Raw genomic sequence first — 19,481 nt, 5'->3', positions numbered from 1 at the left:
AGCACGCGTTTCCTCAGCCGTAGGCAGACGCTGCCGGGTTACCCGTCACGCGGTGATCGCCCAGATCCCCGCTGCCGACCGATGACCAGGCGGCCCGTTCCCCGTGCTCCGGTAGCCGGCTTGTCAGCGGCCGGTGGATCCGTCGATCTGCTCGCGGAGGACGTCGGCGTGGCCGGCGTGCCGGCCGGTCTCTTCGATCATGTGCACCAGGACCCACCGCATCGACGGTGCCGCCCCCCGGCGCGGGGGGCGCGGAGCGGGAAGGGTCAGGTCCGGGCAGGCGTCGATGACCTGGTTCGCTCGCTCGACGGCCTTCCGGTAGTCGGCGAGCACGCCGTCGACGCTGTCCTCCGCGGACGGCCGCATGGTCGCATGCCAGTCCTCGGCGTCCTCGCCGAGGAAGTAGAACCGTTCGACGAACGCCAGATGCTTGAGCAGCCCGAGAAGGCTGGTGCCCGAGGGCACTCCGCCCGTTCGGACTTGCGGTTCCGGCACGCCCGCGACCTTGTCCGCCACCGAGTTCCGCAGATAGTCGAGGAAGCCTCGCAGAGTGGCCTTCTCATCGGCGCCGGTCTGCGGAGGTCCGGTGTCCTTCGCCCGGGTCCGGGATCGCTGCGCACGGTTTCCTGGCATCGAGTCACTCCGTTCCGATGTGATGTCGTGTGGTTCCGGCGGTCATCGGGCGATCATCCGGCGGTCAGCCGGAGGAGCAGGACGTTGTCGATGACGGTGGCGGTCTCACCAGCGGGTCCGGTGGCCCGGCGGTGGGGCATGTCGGCGCGGACGACGGACCAGCGCGCGGGGTCGAGATCAAGTTCGGCGGCGATCTCGGTGGGTGCGGGGTAGTGGATGCCGGGGTCCTGGTTCCATGACCAGGGCGCGGTGGAGCCGTGGTCGACGATCAGCAGGAGACCGCCGGGCCGCAGGGCCCGTGCGGCGGTGCGCAGAACCCGGCCGCGGAGCAACGGGAGCGGCGTGTGGAAGTACTGGGCGGAGACGAGATCGAACTGGCCGGCCGGGAAGCTGCCGCCCAGATCGTGCTGTTCGGTGACGACCCGGTCCCCGACGCCGAGATCGCGGGCACGTTCCCGCACTCGTTCGACGGCGGTGGTGGAGATGTCCACGGCGGTGACGTGCCAGCCCCGTCGGGCGAGCCAGATGGCGTCGCCGCCGGCGCCGCAGCCCAGATCCAGGGCGGCGCCGGGGCGCAGCGGTGCGGCGGTCTCGGCGAGCAGCGGGTTGACGCGTGTGTCCCAGGCGCGCTGCGTGCGGTAGTGCCGCTCCCATAACAGCTCGGCGTCCCCGTCCGGCGTGCCCTGGTCGCCCGCGGCGTCGGCGGTGGGACGCCGGTGTGGGGTGGAATCCATCTGAGTTGCCCCTTCGTCGGCCGACGTGCCGGGCGTGATCCGATACGCGCCTTCGACGCCGGTGATGTACCGACAGCATCGACACCGCCGTTCCGCTCTTGCAAGAAAAATTGCGGATCCGCATCATCGGGGCATGGACAACCCCGCAGAAGATGTTCTGGCCGGAGTCGGGCCGCGTCTGCGTGCCCTGCGCCGGGCGCGGAGCGCCACGCTGGCGGCGCTGGCAGACGAAACCGGCCTCACGGCGAGCACCCTGTCCCGTCTTGAGAACGGCAAGCTCCGCCCCACGCTGGAGCAGCTGCTGCCGCTGGCCCGGGCGCACGGCGTCCCGCTCGATGATCTCGTCGCGGCCCCGCCCACCGGCGACCCGCGCGTCCACCTGCGACCAGTGCGGCGATCCGGGCTGGTGATGGTGCCACTGACCAGGCAGACCGGCGGTATCCAGGCCTACAAGGTGATCTATCCGCCCGCCGGCCGGGCACCCACGATGAACCTCCAGACCCACGAGGGATACGAGTGGTTCTACGTCCTCGACGGACACGTCAGGTTCGTGCTCGGCGAGCGGGAGTTCCGGCTCGGCGTCGGCGAGGCCGCGGAGTTCGACACCCGCATACCGCACTGGATCGGCAGCGCCGACAGCCGGACCGCGGAGCTGCTCGCCCTGTTCGGCGCGCAGGGAGAGCGCGCACATCTGGCACCGTCCGGGCACTGACCGTCCCAGCCCGCCGCCGGCCGTGTTCGACGCACGGCGGCGGGATCTCCCCGCCACCTGGACGGCAGCGCTCCGACATGGTCGGCGCCACACGTCCGAGACGGACACCACGGGGAACGCGCCAACGGGCGGCTTCTGCCGGACGATCCAGGCTCCGGCTTCCGTCAGCTGTCCGAAGACGGGGGCGGACAGCTGACGGAATCGCCCGGCTCGCACCTCCCTGCGAGGCCGAGGCGGTCGGACCGGCGTACGCCGGAGGGCATCAGCCGTGGCGCCGCATTTCGTGGAAGAAGCCGGGCACGGTGGCGAGTTCTCCGGATGCCGCGACCGTGTCGTAAACGTGTTTCGCCACCGCCATGTCGAGCACGCCCAGCCCGAAGGGTGAGAAGACCACGGGGCGGTCGGCCGGGACGGCGACCCTGCCTTCGAGTACGTCGAAGAGAGTGCCGTCGAGGAAGTCCCGGTTGCCGGTCCGCTGTTCGGCGAGGTGCGGCGAGGTGTTCGCCTTGAGGCAGTGGTCGACGTCGTCCACGATGTTGCAGGAGGCAGTGATGATCCCGGGCGCCAGGTCGCGCAGCGAGATGTGCAGCACCAGCGGGCGGTGGGCGAAGAGCCCGGGGTCGAGGATGTGCGGCTCGCCCGCGACGGTGGCCAGCACGATCAGATCCGACGAGGTCAGCAGCGAATCGGCGGAGTCGTGGACGGTGACGGTGGCGCCGGTCTTCGTGCGCAGCAGGTGGTCGCGTAATCCCTCGGCGTGATCCCGCCGCAGGTCGAAGACGCCCACCTCGTCGAACGACAGCCCGCTGCCCGCCAGATATGTGTGGATGTAGCGGGCGATCAGGCCGGCACCGAGGAGGCCGACGCTGCGCGGGCGTACCCCGCGCCGTCCGGCGAGCGTCCTGGCGGCCAGCGCGGCGGAGGCCGCGGTGCGCGCCGCGCTGATGATGGAGCTCTCCAGGCAGGCGAACGGGTAGCCGGTATCGGGGTCGTTGAGGATGAGCACCGCCGAGGCGCGCGGGATACCGGCGTCGACGTTCTCCGGGAACGAGGAGATCCACTTGATGCCGTGCACGTTCACCTCGCCCTTCACCGAGGCGGGCAGCGCGATGATGCGGGAGGAGGGCCGGTCGGGGAAGCGCAGGAAGCAGGAGTCCGGATTGACGGTCCGGCCCTCTCCGTGTGTCCGGTAGGCGGACTCCACCAGCGCGATGACCTGCTCTTCCCTGCCGTGCAGGGCGGCGGCGACCTGTTCCCCGGAGATCACGGCGAACGAGGGGGCTTGGGACATGTCTCCAGCTCCAGGGTGTGAGTGGGCTCGGGATGGGGCGGGTGCCTGCGGGGGCGGGCGCTCCCGGTACGCCGGGCGTGCTCGGCCGGGGAGGCCTGGGAGGCCGGACCGGCCGGGCCGCCCGAAATGCCCGCGCAGCCCGCCCTGTTCGCAGACGGGGTCGAGATGGGGCTCGCCGAGTTCCGGGAAGGTGGCCACCGCCACCGGGTCCTCGACCGGGTACTTCTCTCGCAGCCAGTGCGTGCCCCACCGACAACGGTCCCCGTGGGACCGCCGGACAGGAAGCCCCTGGCGGCCATCCGGTGGCACATCCCGATCGTGTCGGGCTCGGCGCCGCCCGACGGCGCACCCCGCGCCGGGAACTCGCCACGCACGGCGGCCGGCTGACCGGGCGCGGGCACCGGCTGCGGGACCCTGCCTTGGCCGGAGGGCGGACCGACCACGAGCGCCTGCCCACAACCGGTGGCAGACCTGACCGTGGAACGGCAGCGCATCGACCGGATGATCGACGGTCTGCTCCGCTCCCGGGGACATGCTGGACGACGCGATCGACACGGCGGCGGGCCGCCCTCCACGTGCCGCACGCCACGGAGAAGGCGCCCCCTGACGCGCGTCCGGCGCGGGTTCAGCTCTCGCCGGGAGTGGCCCGCAGTGCCTCGACGACGCTGTCGAGGTGGGCCCGGGAGGCGGCCTCCGCCGCCTCGGGATCGCCGGCCAGGATGGCGTCGATGATCGCCAGGTGCTGGGGAAGCGACTGGGCGGGGCGGCCGGGGCGCAGTGAGAGGCGGAACTGGTAGCGGACCATCTGTCCGTTGAGCCGGTCCAGCAGGCCCTGTGCCACCTTCTGTCCGCTGATCTCCGCGATGAGATCGTGCAGCCGGCGGTTCAGGGCGGAATAGGTCTCCGGATCACCGGCGGCGACGGCCTTGCTCATGTTCTCCCGCGTCTCGCGCAGGATGTCCCGCTGTTCCTCGGTGGCCACACCGGCCGCCCGTCGCGCGCACAGTCCCTCCAGGGAGGCGCGGCATTCGGTGATCTGGACCGCCTCGTCCACGGAGACGGCCCGGACCCGGGCCCCACGGCGGGGGATCAGCTCCACCAGGTCCTCTGCGGCGAGGTCCTGCAACGCCTCGCGGACGCAGCTGCGAGTGGCGCGGAACGTCTCCGCCAGCTCCTGCTCGACGAGCCGCTGTCCCGGCACCATGTCTCCCGACGACAGTGCCCGTCGGATGCCCGTGCTGACCACGCGCCGTCCCTCCTGGCCGGTCACCCGGTTGTCCGCCACGTCTGCCGTCCTCGCTTCTCAGATGCCCTTGGTCGCACGGATTCTATCCAGCGTGGAGCCTTCGCTGACGATGCCGGGAAATTTTTGGGCGACGATATTGTCAACAATCTTGTCGAAGGTTAGGTTGACGTTAATCAGCCAGCACGGTCCAGCGGCACGAGCGGCACGAGCAGCGGAGCAGGGAGAACAACGGTGCAACCCACGTCGATCCGGCCACGGTCCACGGGCGGCTCCCGTCCGCGACGGCGCGGCGAGCAGGTGGCGGTCCCCTGTTGGTTCATGCGCGGCGGGACCTCACGCGGACCGTTCTTCCGCGCCACCGACCTGCCGTCCGACGGCGCGAACCGCGATGCCGCGCTCCTGGCGGCCATGGGTTCGCCGGATCCCCGCCAGATCGACGGCCTGGGCGGTGGTACTCCGCTGACCAGCAAGGCCGGCATCGTCGGCCTCAGCACCCGTGCCGACGCCGATCTCGACTTCCGGTTCGCGCAGCTCCAGCCCGGCAGCGACCTCGTCGACACCACGCCCAACTGCGGCAACATGCTGGCGGCCGTCGTCCCGTTCGCCGTCGAGTCGGGCCTGCTGACTCCCCGGGGCGACACGACCACGGCTCGGGTGCGCACTCTCAACACGGGCCTGACGGCGGAGATCACCGTTCCCACCCCCCAAGGCGAGTCGGGGCGCTACGTGGCGTACGCCGGTGACACCCGCATCGACGGTGTCCCCGGCAGCGCCGCACCCGTCACCGTCAACTTCCTCGACACCGCCGGCTCCGTGTGCTCCGCCCTGCTGCCTACCGGCCGCACCCGCGAGCCCGTAGCCGTCGAAGGCATCGGCACCATCGAGGTCACCTGTATCGACAACGGCCAGCCGCTGGTGATCGCCGAGGCTTCCGCCCTGCGCCGTACCGGCTACGAGTCCGTCGCCGAGCTGAACGCCGACACGGAACTCAAGACCCGCCTCGAAGCGTTGCGCCTGGCCTGCGGCGAGCTGATGGGGCTCGGCGATGTGACAGCCAAGAACTATCCCAAGATGACCCTCGTCGCTCCCGGGGCCCATGGCGGGACGATCAGCACACGCAGCTTCATCCCGCATGTCTGCCACGAGTCGATCGGGGTCCTGGCCGCCGTCACCGTGGCCACCGCCTGCGTACTGGACGGAACGGTCGCGCACGCGCTGATCCGCCCGCCTGCCTCCGCCACGGGCACCGATGGCACCGATGGCGCCGAGGGTGCCGACAGTACCGATGTCGCCGTCTCCGTGGAGCACCCGGCCGGTGAGTTCAGCGTCGAGCTGGGCCTCGCACTCGGGTCCCCCCACGGCACGGAGACGGGAGCCGGGCCGGGACCGGCAGCGTACGAGCCGCCGCGCGTGACCAAGTCGGCCCTGGTCCGCACCGCGCGACTGATCATGGCCGGTGAGGTCCTCCTTCCCGGCCGCCTGTGGCCCCACGACCCCGCATACCCCGAGGAGCCCAAGCGATGATCATCGATTGCCATGGCCACTTCACCACCGCGCCACCGGCGCTGGGGGAGTGGCGCGAGAGGCAGATCGCCGGACTCACGGACCCGGCCGCGGCCCCGAGCCCCGGGGAGCTGCGCATCAGCGACGACGACCTGCGCCGAAGCGTCGAGCCGAACCAGCTCCGGCTGATGGACGAACGCGGCATCGATCTGACGGTCTTCTCGCCGCGGGCCTCCTTCATGGCCCACCACATCGGGGACTTCGAGACCTCCGCACGGTGGGCGGCCCTCTGCAACGAGCTGTGCCACCGCGTCAGCCGGCTCTACCCGGAGCGCTTCGCCCCCGCGGCCATGCTTCCGCAGTCACCGGGCGTCGACCCGGCGACCTGCGTCCCGGAGCTGACCAGATGCGTCGAGGAGTACGGAGCCGTCGCCCTCAACCTCAACCCCGACCCGTCGGGCGGCCACTGGACGGCCCCGCCGCTCACCGACCGCTCCTGGTACCCGGTCTACGAAAAAATGGCCGAGTACGACATACCGGCGATGGTCCACGTGAGCACCAGCGTCAACCCGGCGTTCCACACGACGGGTGCGCACTACCTGAACGCCGACACCACCGTCTTCATGCAGCTGGTCCAGGGAGACCTGTTCCGGGACTTCCCGACCCTGCGGCTGGTCATCCCGCACGGTGGTGGCGCCGTCCCGTACCACTGGGGCCGCTTCCGGGGGCTGGCGATGGCGCTGGGGAAACCACCGCTCGAAGACCATGTGCTGGGCAATGTCTTCTTCGACACCTGCGTCTACCACCAGCCGGGCGCCGACCTCCTGTTCGAGGTCGTACCCGCACGCAACATCCTCTTCGCCTCGGAGATGATCGGCGCGGTCCGCGACATCGATCCCGCCACCGGCCACCACTTCGACGACACCCGCCGCTACGCCGAGGCCGCCGGACTCTCCGACACGGATCTGACCGGCATCCAGGAAGCCAACGCCCGCACCGTCTACCCACGCCTGGATGCCCTGCTGACGCAGCAGGGACGCTGACCGGGCGGAAGGAGCACCGAGCCATGACCGACATCGGGGTCGTCCACCGCGGCATCACCCGCGCCGCCCGCGAGGACGTCGACGCGCTGGCACCGTTCGGCGTCAGCACACTGCACGAGGCGATGGGACGCACCGGTCTGATGCGCCCCTACATACGGCCCGTCTACCCCGGCGCAGCCCTCTGCGGCACCGCCGTCACCGTGCTGCTCCAGCCGGGGGACAACTGGATGCTGCACGTGGCCGCCGAGCAACTGCGGCACGGCGACATCCTCGTGGCGGCCTGCACCACCGAGTGCGAGGACGGATTCTTCGGCGAACTGCTGGCGACGTCCGTGCGCGCCCAGGGCGGAGCGGGCCTGGTCATCGACGGTGGCTGCCGCGACGTCACGGCCCTGGAGGAGATGGACTTCCCCGTCTTCAGCCGGGCCATCAACGCCAAGGGCACCGTCAAGGCGACCCCGGGATCGGTCAATGTCCCCGTCGTCTGCGCCAACGCTCTCGTCCGCCCCGGCGATGTGGTCGTCGCGGACGTGGACGGCGTCGTGGTCGTCCCCGCCGAGCGGGCCGGGGAGGTGGCCGGGGAAGCGGCCCGGCGCGAGGCGAACGAGCAGGACAAGCGCAGCCGCTTCGCGGCCGGAGAACTGGGCCTGGACATGTACGCGATGCGTGAGCCGCTCGCCGCCGCCGGTCTCCGGTACGTCGACTGACCCCGAAGGCACGTCGGCTGCCCCCCCCCGAAGGTGCGTCGGCTGACACGCGGCGCCGGGGCAGCCGCAGGCCCGGCAGCCGGACGTCAGGCACCAGCCGGTCGAAGGAGACCGGCCGAGTGAGAAAGGCAGGGAACTCGATGAGTTCACAGTTCACCAAGACTCCAGGGTGGCTGGACTGGTATCAGAATCCGTCCCGGCCCTCCTTCGCGCTCCCGCCGGGTACCGTCGACACGCACTGCCACGTGTTCGGGCCGGGGGACACCTTCCCCTTCGCCCCGGAGCGCAAGTACACCCCGTGCGACGCGGGCAAGGACCAGCTCTTCAGGCTGCGCGACCACCTCGGGATCAGCCGCAACGTCATCGTCCAGGCCACCTGCCACGGGGCGGACAACAGCGCGATGACCGACGCCGTGCGGGCATCCGGCGGCAGGGCACGCGGTATCGCGACCGTACGCCCGGACATCACCGGGGCCGAGTTGCGCGCGCTGGATGAAGCGGGTGTCCGCGGCGTGCGCTTCAACTTCCTCAAACGCCTCGTCAGCACCGCCCCCAAGGACGATCTCGCCGTCATCGCGGAGAAGATCGCGCCGCTGGGCTGGCACGTCGTCCTCTACTTCGAGGGCGCCGAACTGGCGGAACTGGAAACGTTCTTCGGTACGCTGCCCACCCCCCTCGTGGTGGACCACCTGGGCCGTCCCGATGTCCGTGAGGCGGCCGGAGGGGCGGAGTTCAGCCGCTTCCTGCGCTTCGTCGAGCGCAACGACGTCTGGGTCAAGGTGACCTGCCCCGAACGGCTCACCGTCACCGGGCCCGCCGCCCTGGACGGAGAGCGTGACGCCTACCGCGACGTGGTGCCCTTCGCCCGCCGGGTCGTCGAAGAGTTCCCCGACTCGGCCCTGTGGGGCACCGACTGGCCGCACCCCAATCTCACCGGCCACATGCCCGACGACGGACTTCTGACCGACCACGTACTCCGCGTCGCCGTCACCGCCGATCAGCGGGACAAGCTCCTCGTCCACAACCCGACGCGCCTGTACTGGCCCGACGAGTGCCCCTGACCGTCCGCTCCGTTCCGCCCCCGCCCCGCCATTCCTCCGACAAGGGCGTCCCCATGCAGCACTCCAATGCGCTGAACCGGCTCAACCGCTTGCCCATCGCGAGATTCCACAAGTTCGCCCTGGTGGCCGTCTCCTTCGCCTACTTCTTCGAATTCGCGGACATCAACAGCTTCGCCACCACCGCTCCGAGGCTGGTCAAGCTGTGGGGCGTCACGGTCGACCAGGTCGCGTACGTCACCTCGCTGTCGTTCGTCGGCATGTTCCTCGGCTCCGTGGTGGCCGGCTGGATCTCCGACCGCTGGGGCCGGAAGAAAGCGCTGACCCTGACCACGGTGTGGTTCGGCGTGTTCTCGCTCGTCTCGGCCTTCTCGTGGGACATCGTCTCGCTCGGCGTGTTCCGTGTCCTCACCTCCGCCGGCCTGTCCGCGATGACGGTCGTCGCGGTGATCTACGTCAGCGAGCTGTTTCCGGCCGCCAACCGTGGCAAGTACCAGGCGTACGCCATCGTCATCGGCATCTGCGGCACGCCGGTCACCAATCTCATCGCCAGCTTGGTCGTGCCGGTCAACGACTGGTCGTGGCGGCTCGTCTACCTGTGGGGTGCCTTGGGGATCCTCTTCGTCCTGTTCGCCAGGCGGATGAAGGAATCACCCCGCTGGTACGAGAGCAAGGGGGAGTACGCCAAGGCCGACGCCATCCTCACGGAGATCGAGGCGGAGGTCACGGCGGAGAAGGGGCCGCTTCCCCCGCCCGCCCCGCCGGTCGACGAGACACGTCCGGGCAAGGCGTCGCTCCGCTTCCTGCTCCAGAAGAAATACCTCTTCCCCACCGGCTTGCTCACCGTGCTGTGGGTGACGCAGACCATCGGTTTCTTCGGTTACTCCAGCTGGGCACCGACCCTGCTCGCGCAGGAGGGCCTCAGCGTCGAGAAATCGCTCTTCTACGTCGCGCTCACCACGGTCGGCGCGCCGCTCGGTTCCTTCCTGGCCGCGCTGGTCACCGACCGGTTCGAGCGCAAGTGGTGCCTGGTCGTCTTCGGTACGGTCATCGCGATCTGCGGTCTCCTGTACGGACTCACCTTCAACCCGGTCCTGATCGTCGTCTTCGGATTCCTGGTCAACATGTTCGAGCGCGGCTACACGGCACTGGCCTACGCCTACTCGCCCGAACTGTTCGACACCCACGGACGCTCGCTCGGCACCGGTGTCTCCTACGGCCTGGGCCGCCTCTCGAACGCCGCGGGCCCACTGATCATCGCGGCCCTCTACAACGGCACGGGCTACCAGAGCGTCTTCTTGTTCATCACCGGCAGCTGGCTCCTGGGCGCTGTGACGCTGGCCGTCTTCGGCCCCCGGACGCGCCAGAAACAGCCGGCACCCGGACAGGAACGCACCCCGGCACAACCGGCGAAGTCCTGAGAGGACGCGGCCGTCCTCCCCGGTCCGTTCCATGGCTGTGGAGAAGCCCAAGGTGGCACCATTTGCGTTGAGAATTCCGGTCATTCCGGCGCCCGGCAATGACATGCGGCCATTCGGCTGAGAAGTCCGGGTGAAAGTGAATCGCCGTCAATTCCCTTGCTGCGCGTGTCCCTTGACAAGGAAAACGGGTTCCCGTCACCGTTCAGCATGCCGAAAAAAAGAACGGCGAAAGGGGCGGCCGTCGCACTTCTCGCGGCCGGGCCGCTCCTCCTCGCCCCGCATGCCGTCAGCGCGTCTCCCGGCTCCACCGCCGCCTCCGCACCCACGCCGGGGGACGGGCGCGGACTCGAACGGTTCCAGGCCGACCACGGCCTCAACCGTACGGGTGAGGCCGACCCGGCCACCGCGAAAGCCCTGCTCGGCGCACCTGACAGCGAACGGCGTCAGGTCTTCCGCTCGGCCGCCGACCTGGGGCCCGAGCAGCTCGCGAACGCCCGCACCGTCATCGGTGTCGGAAAAGGCGCCCAAATCCCCGAACAGGGGCAGGTCATCGCGTTGATGACGGCAATGCAGGAATCAAACTTCATCAACTACACCGAACCGGTCGACCACGATTCCCTGGGAATCTTCCAGCAGCGTCCCAGTACCGGATGGGGAACGCCCGAGCAGATCACCGACGTCGTCACCTCCTCGAAATCCTTTTACGGCGTCGCCCCGTTCGGCACCAATCCCGGACTCCTCCAGATCGGCGGCTGGGAATCGATGCCGCCCGGCGAGGTGTGCCAGGCGGTGCAGCGCTCCGCGTACCCGGACAGGTACGCGCAGTGGGAGCAGTTCGCCCGCGACCTCCTCGCCCGAGAAGCGCCGTCCGTCGAGCCCATCCCCTAACCGCCGGGAGTCGCGGGCGCGTGGGGAGGCTCATCGGGCGGCCTCCGTCGCGGTGTTCACCGTCGAAGTGCTGACCGGCTCCAGCCCTGGCCCCTGCTCCGGCCTCGGCTTCGGCAAGGAGCCGGAGCCTGCACCCAGTGCGCCCGCTGCCGTGCCCTGCGGCTCCCGCTCGGGCGCCTGCGTCTGTACCGGAAAGAAGTCGCGGATGGTCGCCGGGCCCCGCCCGCCCACGGGGCCGGCCGTCATCAAGGGGCCCTCCGCCGTCACCGGGCCGCGCACCGCGCGCCCGACCTGTAGCGGGTCGACCGTCACCGAGCCGACACCCAGGGGCGAGGCGAGGGCGCGGAGGGCGGGCTCGGAGAGCCTGAGCCAAGGCTGTGCGGGACCCAGCGCGGCGGTCAGCCGCCGTTCACTGGTGAAGCCGACCGCCGTACGGTGTCCGACCGGCGTACGGAACAGCCGGGCTCCGGCGCACCCGTCGGGCCCGCGCCGGACGGGGACGAACAGCGGGTCGCCGGCGGACCGGGGGACGGACGACGGGCCGACGGCGGGACGGGGTTGGTCCATGGGACTCCTCCTGGCGGTGCGGAAGGAAGCCCCGGTGCGGGGAGGCGGCCGGGGCATCACCAGTGACGTTATGCCCAAACCGCGGGGTGGCCGCCCGGCTCTGCCACGATGCCGGCGCCGGGGGCCCGTCCGCCGACGCGGCGCTGACGGCGCGACGGCCCCTCGCGGGGTCCCGCGGGGCCGTGCGGGCCGTCAGCGCCGGCGCCGCCGTTCTCAGACCTCCTTGGCCCTCTCGAAGAACTCCTCGAACGACAGCACGCCGTCGCCGTTGCCGTCCCGCGTCTTGAGAATGGCCTCGGCCAGCCCCACGGTGTAGTGCCTGTCGCCCAGCTCCACCATGGCCTGCTGGAACTCCACCGCGGTGACGAACCCGTCCCCGTTCTTGTCGAACCTGTCAAACGTCTTGCGCGCGTCCTCTATACCGGCCACGAGAGTTACTTCCTCCGAGTCGACAAACAACAACACACGTGCTCAGCGCACGCCCCCGTACGCTATCCCGCCGCCGGACCCTCGGCCGTCCGCGCGGGCGTAGGTGTACGAATCGGCCCGGCGTGATAAGCCGGGGGGAGTCAGCACCGCACGGACGACGCGTGTGCCGTGCGGAACCTTGACGGGCAGCCGAGCAGACGAGGGACGGGAATCAGCATGCCGCTTCACGGTGAGTACGAGCCGAGTCCGGAACAGCGGGCGCGCGACCAGGTCGAGCAGTACGAGCGCTCCGGCGGAACGGAGGGCACCACGATCTTCGGCATGCCCGTCATCGTGCTGACCACGCACGGCGCCAAGAGCCGCAAGCTCCGCAAGACCCCGCTCATGCGGGTCGAGCACGAGGGCAAGTACGCCGTCGTCGCCTCCCTGGGCGGTGCCCCCAAGCACCCGGTCTGGTACTACAACGTCGTCGCCGATCCCCGGGTCGAGCTCCAGGACGGGCCGGTGCGGCAGGACATGACGGCCCGTGAGGTGACCGGCGAGGAGAAGGCGGTGTGGTGGCAGCACGCCGTCGAGGCATTCCCGTACTACGCCGACTACCAGCGCAAGACCGACCGCGAGATCCCGGTCTTCGTCCTGGAGCCCACCCCCGGCGGCCACTGACCCCACAGCTGCACAACCGAGCCGGGCCCTGGGGCCAGGAGAAGCGGGTGAGGACGATGAGCGAGCGGCACGGACCCGGGGGCGTACAGGTCCCGGATTCACGGCTGGCGGCCGAGGCCACCGACCTCGTACGCGACACCACCAGCGACCTGATCTTCGACCACTCCCGCCGGGTCTTCTTCTTCGGAGCGCTGCAAGGACGCAACCGCGACCTGAGCTTCGACCCCGAACTGCTCTACGTGGCGGCCCTCTTCCACGATCTGGGCCTGGGGGAGGAGTTCCACGACAGCGGGCGCCGCTTCGAGGTCGACAGCGCGGATGAGGCCCGCCGCTTCCTCCAGGCCCGCCAGGTCCCCGAGGACAGCGTCCGGCGGGTGTGGACGGCCATCGCCCTGCACACCACCCCCGGCATCCCCGCGTTCATGGAGCCGGAGGTGGCGCTGGTGACGGCGGGGGTGGAGTACGACGTCCTGGGCATCGGCTTCGACGACATCGGCGAGGAGGACCGCGCCGCCGTCGTCGCCATGCATCCGCGGCCCGGCTTCAAGCAGCGCATCCTGCGGGCCTTCGCCGACGGCGTGGGACCCAAGCCGGAGACCGCCTTCGGCAACGTCAAGGCCGACGTCCTGGCCCACTACGACCCGCACTTCCAGCGGGGCGACTTCGTACGCGTCATCCTCGACTCGCCCTGGCCCGAATAGCCGCCCCCCCCAGCTGTCCGCGCTCCGGGCCCTCACCCCGGGCCCTCACCGCCTGGGGCTACCGCCCCACGGTCTCGTCCCACGCCGCGCCCGCGACGGTCACCGCCCGCTCCGCCGTGCCCGTGCCGTCCTGGCCCCGCAGCACACCGAGCGCGCTCAGGCCCGCCGCCAGCGCCTCCAGACAGGCCAGCACGACCGCGCGGTCGGCGGCCCGGCCGTAGTGGTTGACCCGGAGCATCTCCTTGGCCAGCGGGCCCGCCGCGCCCTGGAGCGGAACATCCGCGTCCGCCGCCAGCGCCGCCGCGACCACCTCACCCGCCGCCACGTCCCCCTCGGCACGCACCGTCGTCGCGGCAGGCGCGGCATCCTCGTCGCGCAGCACGTACGGGGCCAGTCCCGGCAGCTCGCGCACCCCCGCGCGCAGCGCCGCCGAGGCAGCCCGGTGCCTGCCCACACCCGCCTCCAGCCCCTCGGCCGCCACCCGGTCCACGGCCTGCTCCAGCGCCAGCATCTCCAACTGCGCCGGAGCGTGCGGAAGCGCGCTGCGGCCCGCGTCGATCCACCGCTCCTTCCAGTCCAGCAGCGACAGATACGAACGGCGCGGGGCCCGCTCATTGGCCGCGATCCGCTCCCACGCACGCTCGCTCACCGAGACGGCCGACACTCCCGCGGGCCCCGCCAGCGCCTTCTGGCCCCCGATGACACACAGGTCCACGCCCCACTCGTCGGTCAGCAGCGGCTCGGCACCCACCGAGGCGACCGCGTCGAGCATGAGCAGCGCGCCGTGTTCGCGCACCAGAGCACCGATCTCAGCGACGGGATTGGTGTTGCCCGTGGCCGCCTCCGCGTGCACCAGGCTGACCAGAGTGATCTCGGGACGCTCCCGCAGGGCCTCGGCCACCTGTTCCGGGGCGACCGCACCCGTGAACGGCGCGCTGACCGTGACCACCTCGGCCCCGCACGCGCGCAGCCAGCCCCCGAACGTCTCCCCGTAGGGACCGGTCACCACGTTCAGCGCCGTACTGCCGGGCCGGGCCGCCGAGCGGATGCACGCCTCCAGCGGCAGCAGCGCCTCGCCCTGCATGGTCACGACGTCGGAGCGCGTCCGCATGAGGGACGCCAGCTTGTCCTCGATGGCCGCGAAGCGGCCCGCACCGAGCGGCGGCAGATCCAGCAGGGACAGGTGCTCGTTGTTCGCAGTCACGGTCGCCTTCCAGCGATGACGAGCCGCATCGGCCACGGCCCGGGTAATGCCCGACTGTACGTCCGCCCCGCCGGCACCCCCAGCACCGCCTCCCGGCACCCCGGACCCCGGAACCTGACCACGATCGGGTGACCCGCTTGGACCGTTCGCCCCCTTAGCGGTTTCCGCACCCGCCGATCCGTGCATTGTTCGGCCCGACTCTGCACTTACAGTAAGGGAGGATCGCCATGCGCATCCGTACCGCGGTCATCGCCACAGCGCTCGCAGCCACCGCCGTCTTCGGCGGGGCGGCCGGCGCGTCTGCCGACTCTGGAGCCCAGGGCGGCGCAGCCAACTCGCCTGGGCTTCTCTCCGGCAACGTCGTCCAGGTCCCCGTGCACGTTCCGGTCAACGTGTGCGGCAACACCGTCAACATCATCGGGCTCCTCAACCCCGCGATCGGGAACCGCTGCAAGAACGGCTGAGACCGGGCCACGCACCTGGGGGCCCTGACGGTCCTCCGCCTCCGGGCCACGGCTCCGGCCGCTCTGACGCCCCGCCACAACGGCGGGGCGTCCGCGCGTCCGCCCCCAGAGCCCCGGACACTTCGGTCCCGCGACACCACGCATCCCGCACAAACCCGGCTGGAGCGCCCGGCACGGCCGGCCTCCCCACGGTCACCTGGGCATCCGGCGTCCCACACCGCCCGCCACGGGGTTAGGGTGCTGGTGTGGGGACAATGGGGGAGGGTGTATTGGGGACGGTGCTGCTTCTGGCTGCTGCTCCGGCATCCGAAGCACGTTTGCTGGACGCCGCGTCGGCGCTGCCCGGCCTGGCCGCGGTGCCCGCAGGCGTGTTCACGGGCACGGAGTCGGCCAGCGTGATCGAGCTCGCGGACCCGGTCGACCCGCAGGCGGTGCTGGTACGGTTCCGCGCGGCTGCCGCGGCAGAGGGCCCGCTCACGATGGTCATCGTCGGAGAGCTGCACGCCGACCCCAAGCGGGGCGGCATCCACCTCGCACTGGCCCGCACCAATCCCTCAACGATCCGCTACAGCGCCCTGCCCTGGGCCTGGCTGACGCACGAACTCGCGGCCCGCGCGCCAGGCACCACCACGCTCCTCGTCGACCTCGCCGCAGGCCCCGCCGCGTGGGAGCTGCTGGGCCGTGAGGGTCTGCCGATGGGAGAGGGCGTAGCCATGTACGGCAGGGTCTTCCCCGCCGGCGCCCCGTCCCGCTGGCGGCGCAAGTCCGGCGGCCCGGCCGCCGCGCCCGCCTACATCCAGGAGTTCGTCCGCGTGTGGCGCAGCGGCGCCCGCCCGCCCCTGGCCCAGCTCCACGAACAGGCCGCCGCCCTGGCGGGCCCCGCGGACGCCGTGTTCCTGGCGGCCGGGGCGATGGGCCCCGGGGCGGGCGGTGTCGCAGGCGGCCGGCCGATGGCGCCTCAGCCCATGGACGCTCCTCTGGGTCCGGTACCGGCACCCGGGCCGGGATCGGGGTTCGTGCCGGGCCCGGCACAGGCGCCGGCGTCCGTCCCGGAGCCCGTGCAAGAGCCGGCCTCGGGCCCGCCGCCCGCCCCTGCGGGCACGGGCGGCATGTACGGCGATATCCCGGTTGCGGGGACGGGGGCGGACGGCAGCGCGCAGACGGGGCCGCACAACGGCCACCACAACGGCCCGCAAGAGGGCCCGCCCGCCGATCCCCACGAAGCGATCTTTTCGGCTGCCCGGGCGGGCCGTCATGGTGAGGCGGCCTCGATAGCGGCGGCCTGGGAGGGCGCCGCGCTACGCGCGGAGGGAGCGGCCTCCGACGGCGCCCTGCACTGGCTGGAGGTACGCGCGGACCTGGCCCGCCTGGCCGAAGACCCGGCCCGCAGCTGCGAGTTGTGGATGGCGGCGGCGCGTGTGCGTGTGGAACGCGGCGAGGCATCGGATGCCCAGGACGTCGAGGCGGCGGTCGACCGAGCACACCACCAGTGGGAGCAGCTGCGGGACCCGGCAGCGGCCCGCCGCCTGGCCCCCACCCTTCTCTCCCTCCGCCGGCAGGTCCCCGGCCGCCAGCCCGGCGCCGTCCGCCTGCTGGAAGAACGCCTGGAGTCCCTCCCGGGGGCCGTCTCCTCTTCCTAGACTCCCTGGTCCGTTGAGGTGGACCCGGCCGGCGAGAAGAGCGGGATGCAGGTCGGGCGGGTCGCGATACATGAGGGTGGATGGACTGATTGTCAGCCCAGCTCTCTTGGGGAGTGTTTGATGATGCGCCGAGTATCCGCCACGCTGGCTGCCCTGATGTGCGCGACGGTTCTGTCCATGGGCACAGCCGTGGCCGCCGACGACCCCGGTGCCCCTCTCACCCAGAAGGAACAGGCGAGTCTCCAGTCCGTCGGCAAGGTTCTGGGCCTCCTGCTCGGCGGCGCCCGCTGACCACCGGCGGGCGCTCGCTGACCACCGGCTTCAGGCGGCGACTCCTCTTCACGCGGGAGTCCCGGCCCCGGGCGCGCCGAACGCCCGCAGCACGTAGTCGTCGAGCAGCTCCCCGAACAGCGTGGGTGAGCTCACCCGTGGGTTCTCGCTGACGACGTCGGCTCCGTCCAAGCCCGTCAAGTCCGCGACGAAGTCGACGTCGGCCCAGCCGCCCTGGAACAGCACCACGATCAGCTCCGACGCCGGGTGCAGGGCAACGCGGACCCCCACAGAGTCGGGCTCCCGCACCCGCGACCGGTCCGGCTCCAGAGGCTGAGGCCACTCCGCGGCCCCGTCCCGCCAGCTGAGTGGCCCGACTGCCAGTCCGCGGGTCTCCCACTGTCGGCGCCGGGCCCCAACCTGGGCCGCCGCCCGATCAAGGTCGATACGTTTCTCCACCCCTCGATCATCGCCCCTTCGGCAGGAGCCCCGGCCCACGGCCCCTACCCGGCTCCTGTCGCGGGCCCAAGCCGTTCGGCCTCCGGTCTACCGCGAGGGCTGATCGCCGGGAGCCAACTCTCCCCGCGCGACGCGCTGTTCCTCATGCCCTCATGGCATCGGGGTGCCGTCGGTCTCTCCGATGCCGTCGGCGCCGAGAAGCGACCGGCCCGTCTTCGTGCGGCGGCGCGGGAGCGGGACAGCGGGCCCCCTCCCGGCCGGGGCCTGCTCGGCAATACCGATGAGCGCGGCGCGTTGGGCTCCGGCGCGGCTGCGCGTCCGAGCCCCGGACAGCCGGAGGATTCAGCACCGCATTGGCCTGGACCTGTGGGTGGTCCTTCGTTAGGCTCCGCTCCGAGCATCACCTGAGAGCGCTCCCAGGCTTTGCTGTTCCACCCCCACGAAGCTGGAACAACGAAGGGCCAACCCATGAGACGCACGAAGGTTTTACACGCGGCGTTGTCCGCACTCCTCGCCGCCGGAATATGGACGACGGCCGGGCTGATCCCCGCCTCGGCCACGGACGAGGCCGCGCCGGCCGGCAAAGCCCCGGCAACCGAAGGTCTGCTCTCCGCCATGCACCGCGACCTCGGCCTCACCAGCGACCAGGCCCGGGCGCGGCTGAAGGCGGAGAAGAAGGCGACCGCCGTCGAGCGAAAGGCGCGGCGAGCTGCCGGATCGTCGTACGGCGGCTCGTGGTTCACGCCTGACACGGGCCGGCTGACCGTCGCCCTGACCAGCCGGAGCAAGGCCGAGACCGTGCGGGCGGCCGGGGCGAAGGTCAAGATCGTCGAGCGCGGCGCCGAGCAGCTCGACGCGGCCAAGAAGCGCCTCGACGCGCTCAAAGCCCCCCGGAGCGTGACCGGCTGGCATGTGGATCCGAAGTCCAACCGGATCGTCGTCGAGGTCCTGGCCAAACAGCGGCGTACCGGCGCGGTCGAGGATTTCCTGACCAAGGCCCGGGACACCGGCCCGCTCACCGTGAAGACGACGACTCACCGGCCCAGCACCTTCGCGGCCGGAACCGTCGGAGGGGACCCCTACTACACGGGCAACGTCCGCTGCTCGATCGGTTTCTCGGTGCACGGTGGATTCGTCACGGCCGGTCACTGTGGCGGGTCCGGCGCGGCGGTCTCCGGCTGGGACAGGTCGCACATCGGTACCTTCCAGGGCTCCTCGTTCCCCGACAACGATTACGCCTGGGTCAGCGTCGGCAGCGGCTGGTGGACGGTCCCGGTGGTCCTGGGCTGGGGCACGGTGTCCGACCAGTTGGTGCGCGGCTCGGCCGAGGCGCCGATCGGCGCGTCCATCTGCCGCTCGGGATCCACCTCCCACTGGCACTGCGGCAGCGTGCTGGCCAAGAACGAGACCGTCAACTACAGCCAGGGCGCCGTGCACCAGATGACCAAGACAAACGCCTGCGCCGAACCCGGCGACTCCGGCGGCTCCTTCATCAGCGGCGACCAGGCCCAGGGCGTGACGTCGGGCGGCTGGGGCAACTGCGGCAGCGGAGGCGAGACCTGGTACCAGCCGATCAACGAGATCCTGGCCCGCTACGGCCTGACCCTGCACACGGCCTGACCCCGCATTCGGCCTGCTCCTGCGCACGGTCCGACCGGGCCGTGGGCGGGGGCCGTCGGGTCGTCGTCAACGGGGGCCGGGGCCGCGTCGGGCCGGGCGCGGCCCCGGGGCCCCGCGAGCTGGATACCGTCGCGGGAGCCTGCGTGGCCGCTCCCTCCCTGCCTGCCGCCGCTCCGGGGCGATCCGTCGGCGCCGGCCGCACCCTGCCGGTGGCAGGTACTCGTTCTC

The 19,481-nt window shown here is 71.3% G+C and carries 21 protein-coding genes; 13 read left to right on the top strand and 8 right to left on the bottom strand.

Going from position 1 to position 19,481, the window contains the following annotated elements; genetic code table 11:
* Window positions 1-123: 123 nt before the first annotated feature.
* Window positions 124-633, bottom strand: a complete 510-nt coding sequence (locus OHB04_RS00815) for a DinB family protein (protein WP_326806509.1) — start codon at window positions 631-633, stop codon at window positions 124-126.
* 53 nt (window positions 634-686) lie between these two features.
* Complete coding sequence (locus tag OHB04_RS00810; RefSeq protein WP_326806508.1) at window positions 687-1,367, bottom strand: class I SAM-dependent methyltransferase; 681 nt, start codon at window positions 1,365-1,367, stop codon at window positions 687-689.
* Between the two features lie 133 nt (window positions 1,368-1,500).
* On the opposite strand from OHB04_RS00810, the gene OHB04_RS00805 reads away from it, so the two are divergent.
* Entirely contained in the window at window positions 1,501-2,079 is a 579-nt protein-coding gene (locus OHB04_RS00805) for a helix-turn-helix domain-containing protein (protein ID WP_326685806.1), read from the top strand.
* 262 nt (window positions 2,080-2,341) lie between these two features.
* Here the strand turns inward: OHB04_RS00805 and sbnB are convergent, their stop codons facing one another.
* Entirely contained in the window at window positions 2,342-3,370 is a 1,029-nt protein-coding gene (gene sbnB, locus OHB04_RS00800; RefSeq protein ID WP_326685805.1) for a 2,3-diaminopropionate biosynthesis protein SbnB, read from the bottom strand.
* Window positions 3,371-3,995: 625 nt separating this feature from the next.
* On the bottom strand, window positions 3,996-4,655 hold the full coding sequence (locus OHB04_RS00795) for a GntR family transcriptional regulator (protein WP_326685804.1): 660 nt from the start codon (window positions 4,653-4,655) through the stop codon (window positions 3,996-3,998).
* Between the two features lie 279 nt (window positions 4,656-4,934).
* Here OHB04_RS00795 and OHB04_RS00790 point away from each other — a divergent pair, with 279 nt between their 5' ends.
* The 6 genes from OHB04_RS00790 (at window position 4,935) to OHB04_RS00765 (ending at window position 11,236) form a co-directional block, all read left to right on the top strand.
* Entirely contained in the window at window positions 4,935-6,140 is a 1,206-nt protein-coding gene (locus OHB04_RS00790) for a 4-oxalomesaconate tautomerase (RefSeq protein WP_442814767.1), read from the top strand.
* Complete coding sequence (locus tag OHB04_RS00785; RefSeq protein ID WP_326685802.1) at window positions 6,137-7,162, top strand: amidohydrolase family protein; 1,026 nt, start codon at window positions 6,137-6,139, stop codon at window positions 7,160-7,162. Before OHB04_RS00790 ends, OHB04_RS00785 begins: the two co-directional genes overlap by 4 nt.
* A gap of 23 nt (window positions 7,163-7,185) precedes the next feature.
* The gene (gene ligK / locus OHB04_RS00780) at window positions 7,186-7,869 is read left to right on the top strand and encodes a 4-carboxy-4-hydroxy-2-oxoadipate aldolase/oxaloacetate decarboxylase (RefSeq protein ID WP_326806507.1); all 684 of its coding nucleotides are present in this window, start codon (window positions 7,186-7,188) and stop codon (window positions 7,867-7,869) included.
* A 140-nt stretch (window positions 7,870-8,009) separates the two neighbouring features.
* On the top strand, window positions 8,010-8,930 hold the full coding sequence (locus OHB04_RS00775) for an amidohydrolase family protein (protein ID WP_326806506.1): 921 nt from the start codon (window positions 8,010-8,012) through the stop codon (window positions 8,928-8,930).
* A gap of 53 nt (window positions 8,931-8,983) precedes the next feature.
* Window positions 8,984-10,348 carry an MFS transporter gene (locus OHB04_RS00770; RefSeq protein WP_326685799.1) on the top strand — a complete coding sequence of 455 codons (1,365 nt, stop codon included), beginning with the start codon at window positions 8,984-8,986 and terminating at the stop codon, window positions 10,346-10,348.
* A gap of 207 nt (window positions 10,349-10,555) precedes the next feature.
* Complete coding sequence (locus OHB04_RS00765) at window positions 10,556-11,236, top strand: peptidoglycan-binding domain-containing protein (RefSeq protein ID WP_326685798.1); 681 nt, start codon at window positions 10,556-10,558, stop codon at window positions 11,234-11,236.
* A gap of 30 nt (window positions 11,237-11,266) precedes the next feature.
* Here the strand turns inward: OHB04_RS00765 and OHB04_RS41640 are convergent, their stop codons facing one another.
* Together OHB04_RS41640 and OHB04_RS00755 are read right to left on the bottom strand one after the other, a co-directional pair.
* A complete protein-coding gene (locus OHB04_RS41640) occupies window positions 11,267-11,803 on the bottom strand; it encodes an SAV_915 family protein (RefSeq protein ID WP_442814766.1) in 537 nt (178 codons plus the stop codon).
* Window positions 11,804-12,016: 213 nt separating this feature from the next.
* Window positions 12,017-12,232, bottom strand: coding sequence for an EF-hand domain-containing protein (locus tag OHB04_RS00755; RefSeq protein ID WP_326685797.1), 216 nt, complete (start codon window positions 12,230-12,232; stop codon window positions 12,017-12,019).
* A 216-nt stretch (window positions 12,233-12,448) separates the two neighbouring features.
* Between OHB04_RS00755 and OHB04_RS00750 the strand changes: the two genes are divergently transcribed.
* Together OHB04_RS00750 and OHB04_RS00745 are read left to right on the top strand one after the other, a co-directional pair.
* Window positions 12,449-12,895, top strand: coding sequence for a nitroreductase family deazaflavin-dependent oxidoreductase (locus OHB04_RS00750; RefSeq protein ID WP_326685796.1), 447 nt, complete (start codon window positions 12,449-12,451; stop codon window positions 12,893-12,895).
* Window positions 12,896-12,951: 56 nt separating this feature from the next.
* Window positions 12,952-13,596: an HD domain-containing protein gene (locus OHB04_RS00745; RefSeq protein ID WP_326809377.1), complete on the top strand. Its 645-nt coding sequence runs from the start codon at window positions 12,952-12,954 to the stop codon at window positions 13,594-13,596.
* A 58-nt stretch (window positions 13,597-13,654) separates the two neighbouring features.
* Here OHB04_RS00745 and OHB04_RS00740 read toward each other — a convergent pair whose 3' ends face one another.
* Window positions 13,655-14,800, bottom strand: a complete 1,146-nt coding sequence (locus OHB04_RS00740) for a pyridoxal-phosphate-dependent aminotransferase family protein (protein WP_326806505.1) — start codon at window positions 14,798-14,800, stop codon at window positions 13,655-13,657.
* A 227-nt stretch (window positions 14,801-15,027) separates the two neighbouring features.
* Here OHB04_RS00740 and OHB04_RS00735 point away from each other — a divergent pair, with 227 nt between their 5' ends.
* From OHB04_RS00735 to OHB04_RS00725, 3 genes are all read left to right on the top strand, one after another.
* Complete coding sequence (locus tag OHB04_RS00735) at window positions 15,028-15,264, top strand: chaplin (protein ID WP_326685794.1); 237 nt, start codon at window positions 15,028-15,030, stop codon at window positions 15,262-15,264.
* A gap of 278 nt (window positions 15,265-15,542) precedes the next feature.
* Window positions 15,543-16,904 (top strand): hypothetical protein, encoded by a 1,362-nt coding sequence (locus tag OHB04_RS00730; RefSeq protein WP_326806504.1) that lies wholly within the window; start codon window positions 15,543-15,545, stop codon window positions 16,902-16,904.
* Window positions 16,905-17,024: 120 nt separating this feature from the next.
* Window positions 17,025-17,195, top strand: a complete 171-nt coding sequence (locus tag OHB04_RS00725; RefSeq protein WP_326806503.1) for a hypothetical protein — start codon at window positions 17,025-17,027, stop codon at window positions 17,193-17,195.
* Between the two features lie 48 nt (window positions 17,196-17,243).
* Here the strand turns inward: OHB04_RS00725 and OHB04_RS00720 are convergent, their stop codons facing one another.
* On the bottom strand, window positions 17,244-17,465 hold the full coding sequence (locus tag OHB04_RS00720; protein WP_326685791.1) for a hypothetical protein: 222 nt from the start codon (window positions 17,463-17,465) through the stop codon (window positions 17,244-17,246).
* Window positions 17,466-18,101: 636 nt separating this feature from the next.
* Between OHB04_RS00720 and OHB04_RS00715 the strand changes: the two genes are divergently transcribed.
* A complete protein-coding gene (locus OHB04_RS00715) occupies window positions 18,102-19,253 on the top strand; it encodes a S1 family peptidase (RefSeq protein WP_326685790.1) in 1,152 nt (383 codons plus the stop codon).
* The last annotated feature ends 228 nt before the right edge of the window (window positions 19,254-19,481 follow it).

The organism is Streptomyces sp. NBC_01775 (assembly GCF_035917675.1).
In the GTDB taxonomy this organism is placed as follows: domain Bacteria; phylum Actinomycetota; class Actinomycetes; order Streptomycetales; family Streptomycetaceae; genus Streptomyces.
This window is presented reverse-complemented; position numbering and strand designations above follow the sequence as displayed.